The sequence below is a fragment of the Vibrio sp. THAF190c genome (assembly GCF_009363355.1).
Taxonomy (GTDB): domain Bacteria; phylum Pseudomonadota; class Gammaproteobacteria; order Enterobacterales; family Vibrionaceae; genus Vibrio; species Vibrio fortis_A.
Genome location: NZ_CP045338.1, coordinates 785,380 through 803,636 on the forward strand (window position 1 = coordinate 785,380; position 18,257 = coordinate 803,636).

Below are 18,257 nucleotides of genomic sequence, written 5' to 3' on the forward strand. Positions count from 1 at the left end.
CATGGGCCTTAAAAAGTTTCTTGAAGACATCGAGCATCATTTTGAGCCAGGTGGTAAACACGAGAAGTGGTTCGCGCTTTACGAAGCAGCGGCAACTGTGTTCTACACGCCAGGTCTTATTACAAAGAAGAGCTCGCATGTTCGTGATAGCGTTGACCTAAAACGTATCATGATTATGGTTTGGTTCGCGGTATTCCCAGCTATGTTCTGGGGTATGTACAACGCGGGTGGCCAAGCTATCGCTGCACTTAACCACATGTACGCAGGCGCTGAACTAGCATCTGTAATCGATGGTAACTGGCACTACTGGCTGACTCAAATGCTTGGCGCTTCCTTGGGAGCCGATGCAGGTGTTGGCAGTAAAATGCTGCTAGGTGCGACTTACTTCCTACCTATCTACGCAACGGTATTTATCGTTGGTGGTTTCTGGGAAGTTCTATTCTGTATGGTGCGTAAGCACGAAGTTAACGAAGGTTTCTTTGTAACTTCTATCCTTTTTGCACTTATCGTTCCGCCAACACTTCCTCTATGGCAAGCGGCACTAGGTATTACCTTCGGTGTTGTTGTTGCTAAAGAGATCTTCGGTGGTACGGGTCGTAACTTCCTTAACCCTGCACTTGCTGGCCGTGCGTTCCTATTCTTTGCATACCCTGCACAGATTTCTGGTGACGTAGTATGGACTGCAGCGGATGGTTTCTCTGGTGCAACTGCACTTAGCCAATGGGCTCAAGGCGGCGGTAGCGCTCTAGTGAACACTGTATCTGGTGAAGCAATCACTTGGATGGATGCGTTCATTGGTAACATCCCAGGTTCTATCGGTGAAGTATCGACTCTAGCACTTATGATCGGTGCTGCGATGATCGTATACATGCGTATAGCTTCATGGCGTATCATTGCTGGTGTAATGATCGGTATGATCGCTGTGTCTACGCTATTCAACGTGATCGGTTCTGACACTAATGCAATGTTCAGCATGCCTTGGCACTGGCACCTAGTTCTAGGTGGCTTCGCATTCGGTATGTTCTTCATGGCAACAGACCCAGTATCAGCATCATTTACTAACAAAGGTAAGTGGTGGTACGGCATCCTAATCGGCGCAATGTGTGTAATGATCCGTGTTGTTAACCCGGCATACCCAGAAGGCATGATGCTTGCGATCCTATTCGCAAACCTATTTGCTCCTCTGTTTGACCACGTTGTAATCGAGAAGAACATTAAGCGGAGACTAGCTCGCTATGGCAAGTAATAACGATAGCATTAAAAAGACGCTGTTTGTTGTTATCGCATTGAGCCTAGTGTGCTCAATCATCGTTTCAACAGCTGCAGTTGTTCTTAAACCTAAGCAACAAGCTAACGCAGTTCTTGATCAGCAAACTAAGATCCTAGAAGTTGCAGGCATCGACCTAGCAGGCGACATTCCTGCGTTATACGCAGAGAACATCGAACCTCGTCTAGTTGATTTCGCTACTGGTGATTTCGTTGACGGCGATGCGGCTGCATACGACCAACGTAAAGCGGCAAAAGATCCAGCTCAGTCTATCAAGCTTTCAGCTGAAGAAGACGTAGCTAAGATCCTTCGTCGTGCTAACACTGGTACGGTTTACCTAGTTAAATCTGGTGAAGAAACGACTAAAGTTATCATCCCAGTTCACGGTAACGGCCTATGGTCAATGATGTACGCATTCGTTGCGGTAGAGACTGATGGCAACACAGTTTCTGGCATCACGTACTACGAGCAAGGTGAAACTCCAGGACTTGGTGGTGAAGTTGAGAACCCAACATGGCGTGCTCAATTCGTTGGTAAGAAATTATTCGACGAAAACCACAAGCCAGCTATCCAAGTTGTAAAAGGTGGCGCTCCTGAAGGTTCTGAGCACGGTGTTGATGGCCTTTCTGGTGCAACACTAACTAGCGTTGGTGTTCAACATACATTTGACTTCTGGTTAGGTGAAATGGGCTTTGGTCCGTTCCTAGCAAAAGTTCGTGACGGAGGTCTGAACTAATGTCTAGTGCAAAAGATATTAAAAAGAGCATCTTAGCGCCAGTATTGGACAACAACCCAATCGCGCTACAGGTTCTTGGTGTGTGTTCTGCTCTTGCGGTAACCACTAAACTAGAAACAGCATTTGTTATGACTATCGCGGTAATGTTCGTTACTGCTCTGTCTAACTTCTCTGTATCTCTAATCCGTAACCACATTCCTAACAGTGTGCGTATCATCGTTCAGATGGCGATCATCGCATCACTAGTAATCGTGGTAGACCAAGTGCTTAAAGCATACCTATACGATATCTCTAAGCAGCTATCTGTATTCGTAGGCCTAATCATTACTAACTGTATTGTAATGGGTCGTGCTGAAGCATTCGCAATGAAGTCTGAGCCAATCCCATCTCTAATCGATGGTCTTGGTAACGGTCTTGGTTACGGCTTCGTTCTTATCACTGTAGGTTTCTTCCGTGAGCTTTTAGGCTCAGGCAAACTATTTGGTATGGAAGTACTACCTCTAGTGAGCAACGGTGGTTGGTATCAGCCAAACGGCTTGATGCTTCTAGCACCTTCTGCATTCTTCCTAATCGGCTTCTTGATTTGGGCGATTCGTACGTTCAAGCCAGAGCAAGTAGAAGCGAAGGGGTAAGGTAGTCATGGAACATTATATTAGTCTGCTAGTTAAATCGATTTTCATCGAAAACATGGCGCTTTCTTTCTTCCTAGGTATGTGTACATTCCTAGCGGTATCTAAGAAAGTTAAAACTTCTTTTGGTCTTGGTGTTGCGGTAGTTGTAGTACTTACAATCGCTGTACCTGTAAACAACCTTGTTTACACGAACATTCTAAAAGAGAACGCGCTTGTTGAAGGTGTCGATTTAAGTTTCCTTAACTTCATCGCATTCATCGGTGTTATCGCGGCACTTGTACAAATCCTAGAGATGGTTCTTGACCGTTTCTTCCCACCTTTGTACAACGCACTAGGTATCTTCCTACCTCTGATCACAGTTAACTGTGCAATCTTTGGTGGTGTATCTTTCATGGTAACGCGTGACTACAACTTCGCAGAATCTGTTGTTTACGGCTTCGGTTCTGGTGTGGGTTGGATGTTAGCTATCGTTGCACTTGCGGGTATCCGTGAGAAGATGAAGTACTCTGACGTACCTCCTGGTCTTCGTGGTCTTGGTATCACGTTCATCAGTGTTGGTCTAATGGCGTTAGGCTTTATGTCTTTCTCTGGTGTTCAACTGTAGGGTAAGCACCCAGAAATAAGGAATAACAAATGCAAAGCATTATTCTTGGTGTAGCGATGTTTACCATCATTGTACTTGCACTGGTTTTAGTGATTCTTTTCGCTAAATCTAAGCTTGTACCTACAGGTGACATCACTATCGCTGTAAACGATGACCCAACTCTAGCAATCACGACGCAACCGGGCGGTAAACTGCTTGGTGCTCTAGCTGGTGCTGGCGTATTCGTATCTTCTGCTTGTGGTGGCGGTGGCTCTTGTGGTCAGTGTCGCGTAAAAGTTAAATCAGGCGGTGGCGACATCCTTCCAACTGAGCTTGACCACATTACTAAAGGTGAAGCGCGCGAAGGTGAACGTCTTGCATGTCAAGTTGCTATGAAAACTGACATGGATATCGAACTTCCTGAAGAGATCTTCGGTGTGAAGAAGTGGGAATGTGAAGTTATCTCTAACGATAACAAAGCAACCTTCATCAAAGAGCTTAAGCTGCAAATCCCTGATGGCGAATCAGTACCTTTCCGTGCTGGTGGTTACATCCAGATTGAAGCTCCTGCTCACCACATCAAATACTCTGATTTCGATGTACCAGAAGAGTACCGCGAAGACTGGGACAAGTTTAACCTGTTCCGTTACGAGTCTAAGGTTGATGAAGATATCATCCGTGCATACTCAATGGCTAACTACCCAGAAGAACACGGTATTATTATGCTGAACGTGCGTATCGCTACGCCGCCGCCTAATAATCCTGATGTTGCACCTGGTCAAATGTCATCGTTCATCTGGTCTCTTAAAGAAGGCGACAAGTGTACTATCTCTGGTCCATTTGGTGAGTTCTTCGCGAAAGACACTGACGCTGAAATGGTATTCGTTGGTGGTGGTGCTGGTATGGCGCCAATGCGTTCACACATCTTCGATCAGCTTAAGCGTCTTAACTCAACTCGTAAGATGTCTTTCTGGTACGGTGCACGTTCTAAGCGTGAGATGTTCTACGTAGAAGACTTCGACGGCCTACAAGCTGAAAACGATAACTTCGTTTGGCACTGTGCTCTGTCTGATCCAATGCCAGAAGATAACTGGGATGGTTACACAGGCTTCATCCACAACGTACTGTACGAAAACTACCTGAAGGATCACGAAGCTCCTGAAGATTGTGAGTACTACATGTGTGGTCCACCGATGATGAACGCGGCTGTTATCGGCATGCTGAAAGATCTTGGTGTAGAAGATGAGAACATCCTTCTAGATGACTTTGGTGGTTAATCCACTTAAGTGACTGATATTATGGCTGGCTCTTAGGAGTCAGCCATTTGTTTTTCTAAGCTGTGTTCACCATACAACGGCTTATATAAGAAAGCATATTTGGCAACTATGCAGACACTGTTCTTTCTTATATAAATCACTAACAATAATGGGAGTAAGCAAGTGAGAATTTGGCTTGTTGCATTAACTTCTCTACTGTTTCTAGCAGGCTGTGAAAAGCCACGTGAACAGGTACATTTGAACGGCCCGACCATGGGCACGAGCTACAATATTAAGTATATCAATAGTGATGAGTTTCTAGCGTCGGATAAAGTGCATGCAGAGATCGACCGTCTTCTTGAAGAGGTGAACGATCAGATGTCAACGTACCGCAAAGATTCCGAGCTAAGCCGCTTCAACCAATATGAAGGTGGCGATGCATTCGAAGTATCTGAACAAACCGCAATTGTTGTGAAAGAAGCGATTCGTTTGAACGGTCTAACTGAAGGTGCATTGGATGTGACGGTTGGGCCTTTGGTTAACCTTTGGGGTTTTGGTCCAGAAGCTCGCCCTGAAGTGGTTCCAACAGATGAAGAGTTGGCTGCACGCAAACAGAAAATTGGTATCCACCATTTAAGCGTTGAGGGCAACAAGCTGACGAAAGACCTGCCAAAGCTTTACGTTGACCTTTCAACGATTGCGAAAGGCTGGGGCGTGGATGTACTGGCTGACTACTTAGACTCTATTGGTATCCACAACTACATGGTTGAAGTCGGTGGTGAGATTCGCCTTAAAGGTCTGAACCGTGAAAATGTTGGCTGGCGCATTGCGATTGAAAAGCCAAGCGTTGAAGAGCGTACAATTCAAGAGATCATTGAACCAGGTGATATGGCGATTGCAACATCTGGCGATTACAGAAACTACTTCGAGCGTGATGGTGTTCGTTACTCGCACATTATCAACCCAGAAACCGGTAAACCGATTCACCACAAAGTGGTGTCAGTAACCGTATTAGACCCATCTTCAATGACTGCAGATGGCTTATCTACTGGCCTTATGGTCTTAGGTGAGGTAAAAGGTATGGAAATCGCGAATCAACATAATATTCCAGCATTTATGGTGGTTAAAACAGCCGATGGCTTTAAAGAGATCGCCTCTGAAGCGTTCAAGCCATACTTAAAGAAATAAGGTAGCGAGAGCATTATGAACACATTTATTATTACATTTGGCGTTTTTCTAGCAGTTATCGCAGCAATGTCGATTGGCTACATCATCCAGAAGAAAGTGGTAAAAGGCAGTTGTGGCGGCCTTGGTGCTGTTGGTATTGATAAGGTATGTAACTGTCCTGAACCTTGTGATGCACGTAAGAAACGTGAAGCTCGTGAGGCTTACCGTGCTGAGAAGTTAGCTGAGCGTGAAGAGAAGCTAGCAGCATGGGAAAAAGACCGTATCGCTTAAGCAGGTTTTGCTGATAAAAGAAAAGCTCAAGGGAAACCTTGAGCTTTTTTGTTTGTAGTGATTCTCTATTAATAACTGTCTGCATGTATTACTAAAAGCTATTGAACACTAGTAACAGTTAGTCGTTTCTTTCAAATACCAATTGATTACGACCTTGCTCTTTTGCTCTGTATAAGAGTTCATCAGCCGCTTTTATTTGGCTATCGAGGTCGGATTCTATATTAGTCACACCAATACTCATGGTGACTTTAATTTTCTGATCGTCGTGAGCGATGACCTGTTGCTCAATCGCAATTCTCATCTTTTCTAGACGTACGATGAAGTCTCTAAACGATCCACAGGCTTGAATACAAAATTCTTCCCCGCCAAAGCGAACTGCCACATCATCTTTGAAGAAGGATTTGATGGTTTGACCGACAGCAATGAGTACCGCGTCACCGCCGTCGTGACCGTAGGTATCATTAACCTTTTTAAAGAAGTCGATATCCATCATTGCGATGTTGCGTTTTTCACAGCCCTTGCAAGCTTGATTGAATAAGAATCGACGGTTCCATAACCCAGTCAACGCATCTTCATTGGCATGACGGAACAGCTCATTGTTCGCTTCCTTCATATCCAGCAGTTGGTGAATGCGACAGAAAAACTCTTCTTGATTGAATGGTTTATAGAGAAAGTCATTAGCACCCGCTTTAAGGAACTGAGCGGTTAGCGTGCGATCGTCACTCGCGGACAGCCCCAAGATGGCCAGTTCGTTACGTGTGTAGTGCTGACGAATCTCACGAATCATAGTGATGCCATCTTTATTTGGCATGTCATGATCGGTAACGACAAACGTAATATCGGGGTCGTTTTGAAGTAGGGCTAACCCTTGTTCACCGTCAACGGCTTGAACAGTTTGGATGTATTGGTGCTCAAGGAGCTGCACTATGTAGCGGCGTACCACTGAAGAGTCGTCGACAACCAGAGCTTTGTGATTTTTGTTGTTGGTAATGCGTTGAATTAGTGGCAGTAAATACGTTACTGAAGCCATGCTGTCTTTAAGAATGTAATCAATCACACCTTTAGCGAGTACCTGCTCGCGTAGGGCGTCGCTGAACATGGCAGTCAGTACGATGATTTTTTGATGGTAACCAAGAACCAAGTCGACGATTTCGCCATCTTGGCCATCTGGTAGACAGTAGTCCAACACCGCACACAGAAAGTCTGTTTCCTGCTCAAGTATCTCTTTAGCCTGTTGCACTGACTCGGCAAGTGTCACTGCATAACCGCTATTAGTTAGCTGCTGGTGAAGGTAGTTTCTAAAGGCTCGACTGTCTTCAACGACCAGTATTTTTTCAGTCAAAAGTGTTCCCTACTTATCGAGTAAATACTTTTTAACCATATTACCAGAACTGTTAACAAGTGACTAAGCGAAAGATTAGCTAATCAATGAACACTTTGTTCTCGGCGAATAAATGATTATACTGGTTATTAATACAGTATTTGGCGAGTGGTTTGGTCATGTGTGGTTCAGATAAAGAGAGAGTGCGTAAGATAATCCATGTTGATATGGATTGTTTTTATGCGGCTGTCGAAATGCGTGATAACCCTTCTTATCGGAATCGTCCATTAGCTGTCGGCGGGCACGAAAAGCAGCGCGGTGTACTCAGTACTTGTAACTATGAGGCGCGCAAGTTTGGTATTCGTTCGGCGATGCCAACGGCGAAGGCATTGCAGTTGTGTCCAAACCTGCTGGTGGTACCGGGTAGGATGCAGGTCTATAAGGAAATCTCTAAGCAGATCCGAGCCATCTTTTCTCGATACACCTCCATCATTGAGCCGCTCTCATTGGATGAAGCCTTTCTCGATGTGACTGACTCAGAGCAGTGCCATGGTTCAGCCACTTTTATTGCCGAAGCTATCCGCCGTGATATCTGGAATGAACTCCAGCTAACGGCGTCTGCAGGCGTCGCGCCGATTAAGTTTTTGGCAAAGGTTGCGTCGGATATGAATAAGCCTAATGGTCAGTTTGTTATCCCTCCCCAAGAGGTTCAAGAGGTGATTGATGAACTGCCATTAGAGAAGATCCCTGGCGTTGGCAAAGTGAGTATCGAGAAGCTTCATCAAGCGGGCTTTTATACCTGTAAAGATATTAAACAGACAGATTATCGATCCTTGTTGTCTAAGTTTGGTCGACAAGGCGCCTCGCTTTGGAAGAGAAGTCATGGCATTGACGATCGAGAGGTGGTGGTTGAGCGAGAAAGAAAGTCGGTTGGTGTGGAGCGCACTTTTAGTGAAAACATCTCAACCTATCAAGAGTGCTGGAAGGTGATTGAAGAGCGTTTGTTTCCTGAGTTGGAAGCTCGACTGGAGAAGGCGAGCCCAACCAAGTCTATTACCAAGCAAGGCATTAAGCTCAAGTTTGCGGATTTTCAGCAAACTACCATTGAGCATATTCAACCCTCGTTGAATCTCGAGTACTTCAAAGAGCTGTTGAGTGAGATTCTAAAGCGTCAGCAAGGACGTGAGATTCGTTTGCTGGGGTTAAGTGTCATGCTGCAACCCAAAGATCAGATGCGCCAGCTAAGCTTCTTCTGATCAAAAATAGCTTAGTTGGCGATTAACGTGTTACCTCAGTGTTTGTTGAACTATCTTGGAGTTCGTTGAACTAGAGCGAGGGTATCGCGGAAAGGGTGTTGCTCAAGCTTGCCATATCCAGACATCTTGCTAGCTTTCAGCTTGGTGGATAGTGGTGTGGCAATACCCGACAGGAAGCGAGTAATTGCTTCATCAGTTACCCATTGTGGGCTACTGCTTATGAATTCATTTACCCAAGCTTGAAGGTCACCCTCGTCAATCGCCTCTAACGGTACACCAGGTAGTTTGGCGACGTTGCCACGACACGCTGAACAGTGTCCACACTCTTGTGGTGCATTGATGTCACCAAAGTAATTGGCTAGTTTTGAACTCAGGCAGCTGCTTGATTCAAAGAAATCCAACATGTAATTGAGACGGCCAATCTCATTGTTCTCTTTCTGTTTAAACAGTGCTGATAGACGCTGAGCGACCTCATTTGGATCTTCGCTGGTATTGTGTACTGCATACACATCGGTAATCTGCTTACTTTCTAACTCAATCCAACCTTGTTCATTAAAGTAGTCGATTGCTGCGACCACGCGCTGCCTGTCTGCTTGAAAGTGCGTCCACAATGCATCGAAGTCCACTTGGCACCAAACACGAGCTTGCGGTGAGCATTGGAAAATCGACTCAACAAACGCACGACGCTCTCCCTGAAATTGGTCTATGATCTGTGGTTTTGGTCGAACAAACTTGAATTTGTAATCAGCGAAGAAACTGTATTTGGGCTCAATGATGTCCTCTATCTCGAGGTATACCAGTAAGGTTTTCAGTGGCAGCTGACGAATATTGGATTCGCGAGAGAGCTGATTGAGCATGATTTCCCACTGAGTAGCGTAGGTATTACCAGAGGGCTGACAAGCGTATATCTCTTTCAGTACGGTTTGAATCGCGATGTTATCGGGTGTGTCGCCAAAGACAAAGTTCTCTAGTGTGCTGAGGCCGTGTTTATTAGCGAGCAGTATACATTCGGAGTTTTGTCCGTCACGACCGGCACGCCCAATCTCTTGGGAGTAGTTCTCTATCGACTTAGGCAGGTCGAAATGAATCACGCGGCGAATATTTGATTTGTCGACACCCATACCAAAGGCGATGGTCGCAACGATGCAGTTGATATCATCGTTCATAAATTGCTGCTGAATGGCATCGCGGTTTTCGGGTTTGAGGCCTGCGTGGTAGGCAATCGCATTAATGCCGACATTTCTCAGGGCTTGAGCGACATTCTCTGCCGTCTGTTGAAGCGTAACATACACAATAGTCGGCGATTGTGGCGCTTGATTGACCACATTGCACAGGGTTTCTAACTTTGTCTCTTGCTCACAAGGTTGAATCGCTAAGTCGAGGTTTTTACGATAAAAACCAGTGACCACTACACTCTCTGGCGCAATATTGAACTTGGTCTGCATGTCTTGAATCACGCCCGTTGTCGCCGTTGCGGTCAGCAACAGAACTTGAGGAATGTTGAGCTGTTTCTGATAGTGGGGTAGCTTGAGATAGTCAGGTCGGAAGTTATGACCCCATTCTGAGATACAGTGCGCCTCGTCGACTACCAAAAGCGAGATAGGTACCTGTGAGATGAATTGTCTAAAGCGCTCGTTCTTGAGGCGCTCAACCGAGATCATCAAGATTTTGGTTTCGCCATTGCGAACGGACTGCATCACTTGTTGAGTAGTTTGTCTGTCTTGGCTCGACTCGATGGCCGCAGCAGCAATCCCTTTACTGTGCAGAAAACTCAATTGGTCTTTCATCAGTGCAAGCAAAGGGGAAATCACCAAGGTGAGATGAGGCAGCTCTAGAGCAGGAAGCTGATAACAGAGGGATTTACCTGATCCGGTCGGAAAAATAGCCGCTGCCGATTGGCCCGCAAGAACATTATCAATAACTTGCTTCTGTCCATGACGCAGTGAGTCGAATCCAAAGACCTGTTTTAGCTTCTGTTCTATCATAAATGTGCTCGGTTAATCTGTGTGGTGTGCTGCTAAGCCTGCTCAATCTTGTTGGCCGAGAAACTTCCGTTTCAAAGCGCTTGCACCAGATTGTACCTAATTCTATTCTGTAGCTCCTAAAGAAAAGCACTTCAAAAGTATGAATAAATCCGAGCTTAGACAAATAATTCTCCAGCAGCTTGAATCTCGGCTTGCAATTGCTCAGTCAGCAACGCAGCGCGCGATTGATGCAGCGACCGACGAAGAAACCGTACCAGAACATAAGTACGATACTCTGGCACTAGAGGCATCTTACCTCGCACATGGTCAGGCCGTAAGAGTCCAAGAGTGTGAAGAGGATATTCAGTGCTATCGTGATTTAGTTCTGAGAGAGGGAGAACGCATAGCGATGAGCAGCTTTCTTTCTGTTATCGATGAACAAGATAAGGTTAAGTACTTCTTTATCGGGCCAAGAGTTGGAGGTTTGTCGGTGGTGTGGGATGGTAAAGATGTAGCCATACTGACACCAAACGCTCCTCTAGGTGCCGCTTTAATGGGAAAAGAGGTGGGTGACGAAGTGGAGTTTAGTGTCGCAGACAGCCACTTTATCTATGAAATTGTATCGGTTTGTTAAGTTCTAAACCTTTCCATGACATTGGGTGAATCACTCAATGTATAGTTAGTACAGCAATGTATGTGAGGATGTTATGAAAAAGAGCGTATTAATTGCATCACTATCCATGGTGTTGGCAGCGGCGAGTGCCCCTGCTTATTCGGCTCAGTGCCGTGTAGACCTGAAAAATGAACTGAGAATTGATCAGCAGACGGTTGAGATCCACCAGACAAATGGTGATACGGCCGTGCTTGATGGCAATGATCTTTATATTCATGGTGAAAAGGTTGAGCTCGACGCAGATCAGCAAGCAGCGATAGAACGCTACCGTGAAAGCATGAGTGAATACTTACCTCAAGCCAAGGCAATGGCGAAAGAGGGATTAGCACTGGCAAACGATGTTATCGACGACATTGCAGTAAGTTTGGATGCGCCAGAAGCGTTTGATAACGTGAAAAAATCAATGAGTGATTTCTTTGCTGAGATGGAATCTCGTTACTATAAAGATGGCGACTTAGTGCTTCCTGCTGAGAGCTTTGAGTCGATGGCGAATAGCTGGAGTGAAGATTTTGACAAGGCGATGGAGATCTTTAACGAAGAGTTTATTTCAAGCGCTTTTAATGCCATGTCTGAAAAAATGAAGCAAGAGGGCGGTCTTAACCTAACTGAGATGGCGGACAGCATGTCTGAGCTAAAGTTGAAGATCGAAGAGCGTTTTAAGGAGCACTCACAACAGGTAGAGAAAGAAGCGGAAGCATTTTGTGACTCACTTGATGAGATGGCTGAGCAAGAAAAGTCGTTGCATGAAAAGATCCCGAATTTGAAAGACTACCAAGTGTTTACCATTTAGCACTAGCTGGCAGTAAATTGAACCTTCGATTGGGCACCTCGCGTGCCCTTTTTTGTGCTTGTTGTATGAAGATGCGGAGTAGTGATTGTTAATGGTTTGTTGTTTATCTTTGGTTTGTAATTCCATGTATATTAAAATTTACAGTCTTACTGTTTGGTTTTTTCTTATAAATAAGCATTTTAATCATTTATAGATTGCATGGATTAGTGGTTTTGATTATTGTACTAGTAAACTAGTTCATTGGTATTTTGCAGGCAGTATGAACCAACAATCTTCTTCATCAAGAGAGCTGTTTAGCTCTCGTTTAGGCTTTATTTTGGCAGCAGCGGGCGCTGCAGTTGGCCTTGGAAACATTTGGGGTTTCCCAACACAAGTTGCTAGCAATGGTGGCGGTGCATTTCTTTTAGTGTATTTGGTGCTGATCTTTGTAGTCGCATTCCCAATGCTGGTGGTTGAAATGGCGATTGGTCGTCATGGTCAAGCTAACCCAGTGGACAGTATGCGCTCACTGACATCAAACCCACTGGCGAAAAAAGTCGGTGCACTGACAGGTTGGATTGGCTTAAGTGTACCAAGTGCAGTGTTAGGCTTTTACAGCATCGTTGGTGGCTGGTTGATCTGCTTCCTATTTGGCGCGATTGCCGATGTGTTTGGATTGATTGAGATTGCAGCGTGGTTCAAAGGTTTTAGTGTAGAGCGCAATGTCTTCGGTACCGTGTTGTTTTACGTGCTGACAATCTTGATTGTACAAGGTGGCATCAAGCAAGGTATTGAAAAATGGTCGACCCGTTTAATGCCAGCGCTATTTGTACTGTTCGCACTCTTGTTTGTCTACATCATGACTCAGCAAGGTGCGCTTGAAGGGCTTAAGCACTACCTTGTACCTGATTTTGAAAAGGTGTGGGACAGAAAACTGATTCTAGCGGCAATGGGACAAGGCTTTTTCTCATTGACCATTGGTGGCTGTTCGATGCTGATTTACGGCTCTTACTTAAGTAAGAAAGAGAACCTGCCGAAGATGGCGATGAACGTGACCTTAGTGGATACGGCCGTTGCCTTTATTGCTGGTCTTGTAGTGATGCCAGCCATGTTTGTTGCGATGCAAAAGGGTGTACAAATCTACGCTGAGGATGGGTCACTATTGAGCTCAGATACTCTGGTATTTACGGTATTACCTTTGATGTTCGATAGCTTAGGCTTCCTTGGTCAGATCTTTGCGATTGTTTTCTTCCTATTGCTGACTATTGCCGCACTGACTTCTTCTATCTCTATGCTAGAGGCACCTGTTTCTCTAGTGAGCGAGCGCTTTAACACGGCACGTACACCGACGAGTTGGGTTATTGGTGGCTTAATCGCGTTGTTCAGTGTCATTATTGTTTACAACTTTGGCGCTCTATTTGGCCTAGTGGCTATGATTGCTACTCAGTATCTACAACCTATTGCAGCATTGATGTTCTGTCTGTTTGGTGGTTGGGTATGGAGCCGAGCTTCTAAGGTAAAAGAGCTAGAGCAGGGCTGCCCTGACTTCCAATTAGGTTGGTTCGGTAAAGTATGGCCTGCATACGTTAAGTTTGTATGCCCTGTACTGGTGATAACGGTTATCTGGGCCTCTTTCGGTTAATCTACTAGCGATACTACCAACGATTAATGCAACACGCTAAATATGAAAGCCGCTCTTGGTTAAGAGCGGCTTTTTAGTATCGGTATGTTTGGATATGCAGTTTGTGTTTTTATGGAGAGTTGAGTGAATTTGGGCACTAAAGTGCAGCTAAGAAAAAGGCGCATAACCATAGGGTTTGCGCCTTTCAAATATAGAGAAGTTAAGTCGCGAGTTACTTAATTTCCATACCTTGTGCTTGTAGATCCGCGTGGTAAGAAGAACGTACGAACGGGCCACACGCGGCGTGTGTAAAGCCAAGCTCTAGAGCGATCTCTTTCAGTTCATCAAACTCAGATGGTGGCACGTAACGCTCAACTGGCAAGTGGTGACGGCTAGGTGCTAGGTATTGGCCTAGGGTTAGCATTGTCACGCCATGTTCACGTAGATCTTTCAGTACTTGGATGATCTCTTCTTTTGTTTCACCAAGACCCATCATTACGCCCGATTTTGTTGGAACGTCTGGGTGCTGCTCTTTAAACTTCTTCAGTAGGTTCAATGACCACTTGTAGTTCGCACCAGGACGCGCCTTACGGTATAGGCGAGGTGCCGTCTCTAGGTTGTGGTTGAATACATCTGGCGGATTGTCTTTCATTAGATCAAGCGCCACGTCCATACGACCACGGAAGTCAGGAACCAGAGTTTCGATACGAATATTTGGGTTTAGTGCGCGGATCTCACGGTTACAGTCTGCAAAGTGTTTTGCACCACCGTCACGTAGATCATCACGGTCAACAGAAGTAATTACAACGTACTTCAGTTTCATGTCTTGGATGGTTTTTGCTAGCTTTTGAGGCTCTTCCGCTTCAGGAGCAACTGGACGGCCGTGGGCAACGTCACAGAAAGGACAACGACGAGTACAGATAGCACCTAGGATCATGAAGGTTGCTGTTCCGTGGTTGAAACACTCAGCCAGGTTAGGGCAAGACGCTTCTTCACATACCGAGTGAAGGTTGTTCTTACGCATTGCAGATTTGATGTCTTGGATGCGCTGGCTATCAGCAGGCAGTTTGATCTTCATCCACTCCGGCTTGCGCAGGATTTCTTTCTGCTCGGTAGGCATGTTTTTTACTGGAATCAATGCCATTTTATCGGCGTCGCGGTATTTAACGCCTTTTTCCATTTGGATTGGTTTGCTCATGATTTTATGCTTCTGCTGTAGTGTTACTGTTGGCTTGAATGTCTACTTGGTCATAGCCGAGTAGTTCGACAAGCTCTTGTATTAGCTGTTGCTCAACGCTCTCTAGATCCGAAGGGCCACCCAGTTGGCTGACTTGAGCCATTTCCATACCTTGGTAACCACACGGATTAATACGTAGGAACGGTGACAGGTCCATATCGACATTAAGTGCTAGCCCGTGGAACGAGCAGCCACGTCGAATACGTAGGCCTAGAGAACATATCTTTTTGCCATCGACATAAACACCCGGAGCGTCAGGTCGAGCAGCTGATTCGATATTGTATGCTTTCAGAGTATTGATTACGAGGTTCTCTATATGAGTAACAAGATCTCGCACTCCAAATTTCTTACGACGAATGTTGATCAAGAAGTAAGCAACCAACTGGCCTGGGCCATGATAGGTAACTTGTCCGCCGCGATCGCTTTGAATGACAGGGATGTCGCCAGCATTGAGTACATGCTCTGCTTTACCTGCTTGTCCTTGAGTGAAGACCGGGTTGTGCTCGACTAACCAAATTTGGTCTACGTCGTCATCTGTGCGCGTATCGGTGAACTCATGCATGGCTTTCCATACGAGTTCATAATCCTGGCGACCTAATTTTTTTACGATTAGCTTATTTTGCAAAGTAGGACTCCCTCAAGGATTAATAAAGTGAACGCATTATAAACGCGAAATTTGATTCTAACTACAGACGGACTGCAAGGTTTTTCAACTTTCTTTGTATTTCTTGAAAATTAAGTTGAATAAAAGCAGCAAAAACGGGGGTGCCTAAAATGAAAACAGCGGCTCTAAGCCGCTGTGATCATTGTGTAATCTAGGATTACAGAACCATACGTACGATGTCGATCTCGCCAAGTTCTTTGTAAAGCGTTTCTACCTGCTCAATCGACGTAGCTGTGATGTTGATCGAAACAGAGTGGTAGTTACCCTTTGCACTTGGTTTCACTGTTGGGCTGTAGTCACCAGGAGCATGGCGCTGGATTACTTCCAGTACAAGTTCAGGCAGTTCTGGTTTCGCGTAACCCATAACCTTGTAAGTAAAAGAACAAGGGAACTCTAAAAGGTCTTTAAGTTTTGCATCAGAATTGATGTTCATGATTAGCTCCAAAATGGTAGGTACTTCGCTGTTGGGCAAAATACCCAGAAAAGCGTATTCGGTCAATTGACTCGATTAATAAGAGCGGAATATTACTGGTAAATATCGCTGAACTCAAGATCAACAAAAGCCGCTGAGTGCGGCCTTTGTTAGCTTGTTAGGCAAACCCGAAAAAGGGTTATGAGTAAATAGTCAACAGGATCATGCGATTACTGTTATTGACCGTTACTCTGAGGCCTTAGAATAAACCTTTGAACAGAAGAACTAGGTAGTCCCATAGGCGGCTAAATAGGCTGCCTTGTTCGACATCTTCTAGCGCTAGTAGCGGGTATTCAGCAACGTCTTGACCATCGATCTGGTAGAACAGTTTACCTACTTGGTCACCCTTGCTAATCGGTGCTTCAAGTTCTTTCTCTAGAACAAAGCTCGCCTTTAGGTTCTTCGCTTCGCCACGAGGAAGGGTTACGAATGTGTCTTCATCAACACCCAGAGCAACCGTATCTTTACTACCCATCCAAATTTTCTCTTCAACGAATGTTTCACCAGCAGTATGCGGTGCAACAGTTTCAAAGAAACGGAAACCGTAGCTTAGTAGCTTTTTGCTTTCTGTCTTACGAGCGTTAGCATTCTTGGTGCCCATTACAACAGCAACAAGGCGCATTTTACCTTCAGTTGCCGAGCTTACTAGGCTGTAACCAGCATTGCTTGTGTGGCCAGTTTTGATGCCATCCACATTCATGCTCTTGTCCCACAACAGGCCATTACGGTTGTATTGTGTAATGCCGTTGTAAGTGAATTTTTTCTCAGAGTAGATGCGGTACTCTTCAGGTACATCGCGGATAAGCGCTTGACCTAGTAGTGCCATATCGTAAGGCGTTGAGTATAGGTTAGGGTTATCTAGACCGTGAACGTTCGCAAAGTGCGTGTCTTTCATGCCGATAGAGCTAGCCCACGCGTTCATTAGGTCAACGAATGCATCCTCAGAGCCAGCAATGTGCTCTGCCATAGCAACACATGCATCGTTACCCGATTGGATGATGATACCGCGGTTAAGCTCTTCCACTTTTACCGTTGTACCTACTTCAATAAACATCTTTGAAGAGTCTGGGAAGTTCTTCGCCCAAGCGTTTTCACTAATAACAACGTCGTCATTTAGGTTGATGTTGCCACGCTCAAGTTCTTGACCAATAACATAGCTGGTCATCATTTTGGTCAAGCTTGCTGGAGAAAGCTGAGTGTTCATCTCTTTTTCTGCCAATACTTTGCCTGAATGGTAATCCATTAGAACAAAGCCTTTAGCAGCAATTTGTGGAGCGTCTGGAACAACGATAGGCGCGGCGAATGACGAAGAAGCTAGCGTTGCAGAAAGCGCAACAGAAGTAGCAAAAATCGATTTGATAAGTTTATTAGATTTATTCATTTTGAATGCAATTATTTGGTTAACTATCCATATCTTAACAGAATCACTATTTCAAACCAGTGCAGTGATTGTCAGAAGTTTCTGTAAGATTACTAGCGAGTTAAGGTGTGCTTCTTTATATAAGCTGACGGGTAACCCATAAGCTTAACCTGTTCTAATTTTTCTTGAGTCAGAGCATAGTCATGAAATGGCCCAAGCATCAGTCGGTATTTGTCATCTACTGGCTGAAGAAACGTCTTGACCGACAGTTCTTTACTCAGTTCACTAGCGAGCTTTTCACTGCGATCTTGATGCTGAGAAGTCGCAACTTGAATAATGTATTGTGGCAGCGCCGCTTTCTTATTCTCGTCGGTTGGGATATCAACGGTGATCACTTCAATCTCAACATTAGCCGTTCCGGTACGAATTACATCTAGCTTGTACGCGGCTGCATAGCTTAGATCAATGATGCGGCCTTCATGAAAAGGACCTCGGTCATTAACTCGAACAATAGTGCTCTTGTTATTGTCGGTATTGGTCACTTTCACATAGCTTGGAATTGGCAATGTCTTGTGAGCGGCAGACATTGAGTACATGTCATACACTTCACCATTAGAGGTAAGGTGGCCGTGAAACTTCTTGCCATACCAAGATGCCTTGCCTTTTTCAGTGAACCCTTTGCTATCGCGAACGATTTTGTAATCTTCGCCGCGCAAAGTGTAGTCGCTGTTACCGCCTAAACTGTATGGCTCATATTTTGGGTGTGCATCTTCTAAATGCTCAACCGATATAGGCACATCAGGAGCAATATCATCGTTAATGTCATAGCGACCCGATTGCGAATCTGGTGATGATGTACAGCCATTCATCAACACCACTAAGCCACCCATCAATGCGAGCTGTTTAAGCTGTGATGACTTATTGGCGTGTTGCGCGTTACTGTTCATCGCGTTCTTGCTCTTTGTGTAACTGCTCTTTGCGTAATAGC

The 18,257-nt window shown here is 45.1% G+C and carries 18 protein-coding genes; 11 read left to right on the forward strand and 7 right to left on the reverse strand.

The window, feature by feature from the left end:
* Window position 1: 1 nt before the first annotated feature.
* From FIV04_RS03465 to nqrM, 7 genes are all read left to right on the forward strand, one after another.
* Complete coding sequence (locus tag FIV04_RS03465; protein ID WP_032551421.1) at window positions 2-1,246, forward strand: NADH:ubiquinone reductase (Na(+)-transporting) subunit B; 1,245 nt, start codon at window positions 2-4, stop codon at window positions 1,244-1,246.
* Window positions 1,236-2,003: a Na(+)-translocating NADH-quinone reductase subunit C gene (locus FIV04_RS03470; RefSeq protein ID WP_032551422.1), complete on the forward strand. Its 768-nt coding sequence runs from the start codon at window positions 1,236-1,238 to the stop codon at window positions 2,001-2,003. Before FIV04_RS03465 ends, FIV04_RS03470 begins: the two co-directional genes overlap by 11 nt.
* On the forward strand, window positions 2,003-2,635 hold the full coding sequence (locus tag FIV04_RS03475; RefSeq protein WP_032551423.1) for an NADH:ubiquinone reductase (Na(+)-transporting) subunit D: 633 nt from the start codon (window positions 2,003-2,005) through the stop codon (window positions 2,633-2,635). Before FIV04_RS03470 ends, FIV04_RS03475 begins: the two co-directional genes overlap by 1 nt.
* A gap of 7 nt (window positions 2,636-2,642) precedes the next feature.
* A complete protein-coding gene (gene nqrE / locus FIV04_RS03480) occupies window positions 2,643-3,239 on the forward strand; it encodes an NADH:ubiquinone reductase (Na(+)-transporting) subunit E (protein WP_152468280.1) in 597 nt (198 codons plus the stop codon).
* A 29-nt stretch (window positions 3,240-3,268) separates the two neighbouring features.
* Window positions 3,269-4,495: an NADH:ubiquinone reductase (Na(+)-transporting) subunit F gene (nqrF, locus tag FIV04_RS03485; RefSeq protein ID WP_150895639.1), complete on the forward strand. Its 1,227-nt coding sequence runs from the start codon at window positions 3,269-3,271 to the stop codon at window positions 4,493-4,495.
* A 162-nt stretch (window positions 4,496-4,657) separates the two neighbouring features.
* Entirely contained in the window at window positions 4,658-5,662 is a 1,005-nt protein-coding gene (locus FIV04_RS03490) for an FAD:protein FMN transferase (RefSeq protein ID WP_032551426.1), read from the forward strand.
* A 15-nt stretch (window positions 5,663-5,677) separates the two neighbouring features.
* Complete coding sequence (gene nqrM, locus FIV04_RS03495; protein ID WP_032551427.1) at window positions 5,678-5,932, forward strand: (Na+)-NQR maturation NqrM; 255 nt, start codon at window positions 5,678-5,680, stop codon at window positions 5,930-5,932.
* A 118-nt stretch (window positions 5,933-6,050) separates the two neighbouring features.
* On the opposite strand, the gene FIV04_RS03500 is transcribed toward nqrM, so the two are convergent.
* Window positions 6,051-7,274, reverse strand: a complete 1,224-nt coding sequence (locus FIV04_RS03500) for a response regulator (RefSeq protein WP_152468281.1) — start codon at window positions 7,272-7,274, stop codon at window positions 6,051-6,053.
* Window positions 7,275-7,432: 158 nt separating this feature from the next.
* Here FIV04_RS03500 and dinB point away from each other — a divergent pair, with 158 nt between their 5' ends.
* The gene (gene dinB, locus FIV04_RS03505; RefSeq protein ID WP_152468282.1) at window positions 7,433-8,509 is read left to right on the forward strand and encodes a DNA polymerase IV; all 1,077 of its coding nucleotides are present in this window, start codon (window positions 7,433-7,435) and stop codon (window positions 8,507-8,509) included.
* Between the two features lie 50 nt (window positions 8,510-8,559).
* Here dinB and FIV04_RS03510 read toward each other — a convergent pair whose 3' ends face one another.
* On the reverse strand, window positions 8,560-10,494 hold the full coding sequence (locus tag FIV04_RS03510) for an ATP-dependent DNA helicase RecQ (RefSeq protein ID WP_152468283.1): 1,935 nt from the start codon (window positions 10,492-10,494) through the stop codon (window positions 8,560-8,562).
* Between the two features lie 139 nt (window positions 10,495-10,633).
* Here FIV04_RS03510 and FIV04_RS03515 point away from each other — a divergent pair, with 139 nt between their 5' ends.
* The 3 genes from FIV04_RS03515 to FIV04_RS03525 all read left to right on the forward strand — a co-directional run bounded on the left by FIV04_RS03515 (window position 10,634) and on the right by FIV04_RS03525 (window position 13,557).
* Window positions 10,634-11,107 carry a GreA/GreB family elongation factor gene (locus FIV04_RS03515; RefSeq protein WP_032551432.1) on the forward strand — a complete coding sequence of 158 codons (474 nt, stop codon included), beginning with the start codon at window positions 10,634-10,636 and terminating at the stop codon, window positions 11,105-11,107.
* 73 nt (window positions 11,108-11,180) lie between these two features.
* A complete protein-coding gene (locus FIV04_RS03520) occupies window positions 11,181-11,936 on the forward strand; it encodes a YggN family protein (RefSeq protein ID WP_152468284.1) in 756 nt (251 codons plus the stop codon).
* A 259-nt stretch (window positions 11,937-12,195) separates the two neighbouring features.
* Window positions 12,196-13,557, forward strand: a complete 1,362-nt coding sequence (locus tag FIV04_RS03525; RefSeq protein WP_152468285.1) for a sodium-dependent transporter — start codon at window positions 12,196-12,198, stop codon at window positions 13,555-13,557.
* A 211-nt stretch (window positions 13,558-13,768) separates the two neighbouring features.
* Here the strand turns inward: FIV04_RS03525 and lipA are convergent, their stop codons facing one another.
* The 5 genes from lipA to FIV04_RS03550 form a co-directional block, all read right to left on the reverse strand.
* Window positions 13,769-14,734, reverse strand: a complete 966-nt coding sequence (gene lipA, locus FIV04_RS03530; protein WP_032551435.1) for a lipoyl synthase — start codon at window positions 14,732-14,734, stop codon at window positions 13,769-13,771.
* A gap of 4 nt (window positions 14,735-14,738) precedes the next feature.
* Complete coding sequence (lipB, locus tag FIV04_RS03535) at window positions 14,739-15,398, reverse strand: lipoyl(octanoyl) transferase LipB (RefSeq protein ID WP_152468286.1); 660 nt, start codon at window positions 15,396-15,398, stop codon at window positions 14,739-14,741.
* A 196-nt stretch (window positions 15,399-15,594) separates the two neighbouring features.
* Window positions 15,595-15,873: a DUF493 family protein YbeD gene (gene ybeD / locus FIV04_RS03540; protein ID WP_032551473.1), complete on the reverse strand. Its 279-nt coding sequence runs from the start codon at window positions 15,871-15,873 to the stop codon at window positions 15,595-15,597.
* 235 nt (window positions 15,874-16,108) lie between these two features.
* The gene (locus FIV04_RS03545; RefSeq protein WP_152468287.1) at window positions 16,109-17,290 is read right to left on the reverse strand and encodes a serine hydrolase; all 1,182 of its coding nucleotides are present in this window, start codon (window positions 17,288-17,290) and stop codon (window positions 16,109-16,111) included.
* Between the two features lie 92 nt (window positions 17,291-17,382).
* A complete protein-coding gene (locus FIV04_RS03550; protein WP_253895399.1) occupies window positions 17,383-18,159 on the reverse strand; it encodes a septal ring lytic transglycosylase RlpA family protein in 777 nt (258 codons plus the stop codon).
* Window positions 18,160-18,257 lie beyond the last annotated feature (98 nt).

Excerpts from the sequence above, each read along its gene's own strand:
- FIV04_RS03525 (WP_152468285.1), top strand. The coding sequence starts at position 12,196 with ATGAACCAACAATCTTCTTCATCAAGAGAGCTGTTTAGCTCTCGTTTA.
- nqrE (WP_152468280.1), top strand. The coding sequence starts at position 2,643 with ATGGAACATTATATTAGTCTGCTAGTTAAATCGATTTTCATCGAAAAC.
- FIV04_RS03550 (WP_253895399.1), bottom strand. The coding sequence starts at position 18,159 with ATGGGTGGCTTAGTGGTGTTGATGAATGGCTGTACATCATCACCAGAT.
- dinB (WP_152468282.1), top strand. The coding sequence starts at position 7,433 with ATGTGTGGTTCAGATAAAGAGAGAGTGCGTAAGATAATCCATGTTGAT.
- FIV04_RS03520 (WP_152468284.1), top strand. The coding sequence starts at position 11,181 with ATGAAAAAGAGCGTATTAATTGCATCACTATCCATGGTGTTGGCAGCG.
- FIV04_RS03470 (WP_032551422.1), top strand. The coding sequence starts at position 1,236 with ATGGCAAGTAATAACGATAGCATTAAAAAGACGCTGTTTGTTGTTATC.
- FIV04_RS03475 (WP_032551423.1), top strand. The coding sequence starts at position 2,003 with ATGTCTAGTGCAAAAGATATTAAAAAGAGCATCTTAGCGCCAGTATTG.
- nqrM (WP_032551427.1), top strand. The coding sequence starts at position 5,678 with ATGAACACATTTATTATTACATTTGGCGTTTTTCTAGCAGTTATCGCA.
- lipA (WP_032551435.1), bottom strand. The coding sequence starts at position 14,734 with ATGAGCAAACCAATCCAAATGGAAAAAGGCGTTAAATACCGCGACGCC.
- FIV04_RS03510 (WP_152468283.1), bottom strand. The coding sequence starts at position 10,494 with ATGATAGAACAGAAGCTAAAACAGGTCTTTGGATTCGACTCACTGCGT.
- FIV04_RS03515 (WP_032551432.1), top strand. The coding sequence starts at position 10,634 with ATGAATAAATCCGAGCTTAGACAAATAATTCTCCAGCAGCTTGAATCT.
- nqrF (WP_150895639.1), top strand. The coding sequence starts at position 3,269 with ATGCAAAGCATTATTCTTGGTGTAGCGATGTTTACCATCATTGTACTT.
- FIV04_RS03465 (WP_032551421.1), top strand. The coding sequence starts at position 2 with ATGGGCCTTAAAAAGTTTCTTGAAGACATCGAGCATCATTTTGAGCCA.
- FIV04_RS03545 (WP_152468287.1), bottom strand. The coding sequence starts at position 17,290 with ATGAATAAATCTAATAAACTTATCAAATCGATTTTTGCTACTTCTGTT.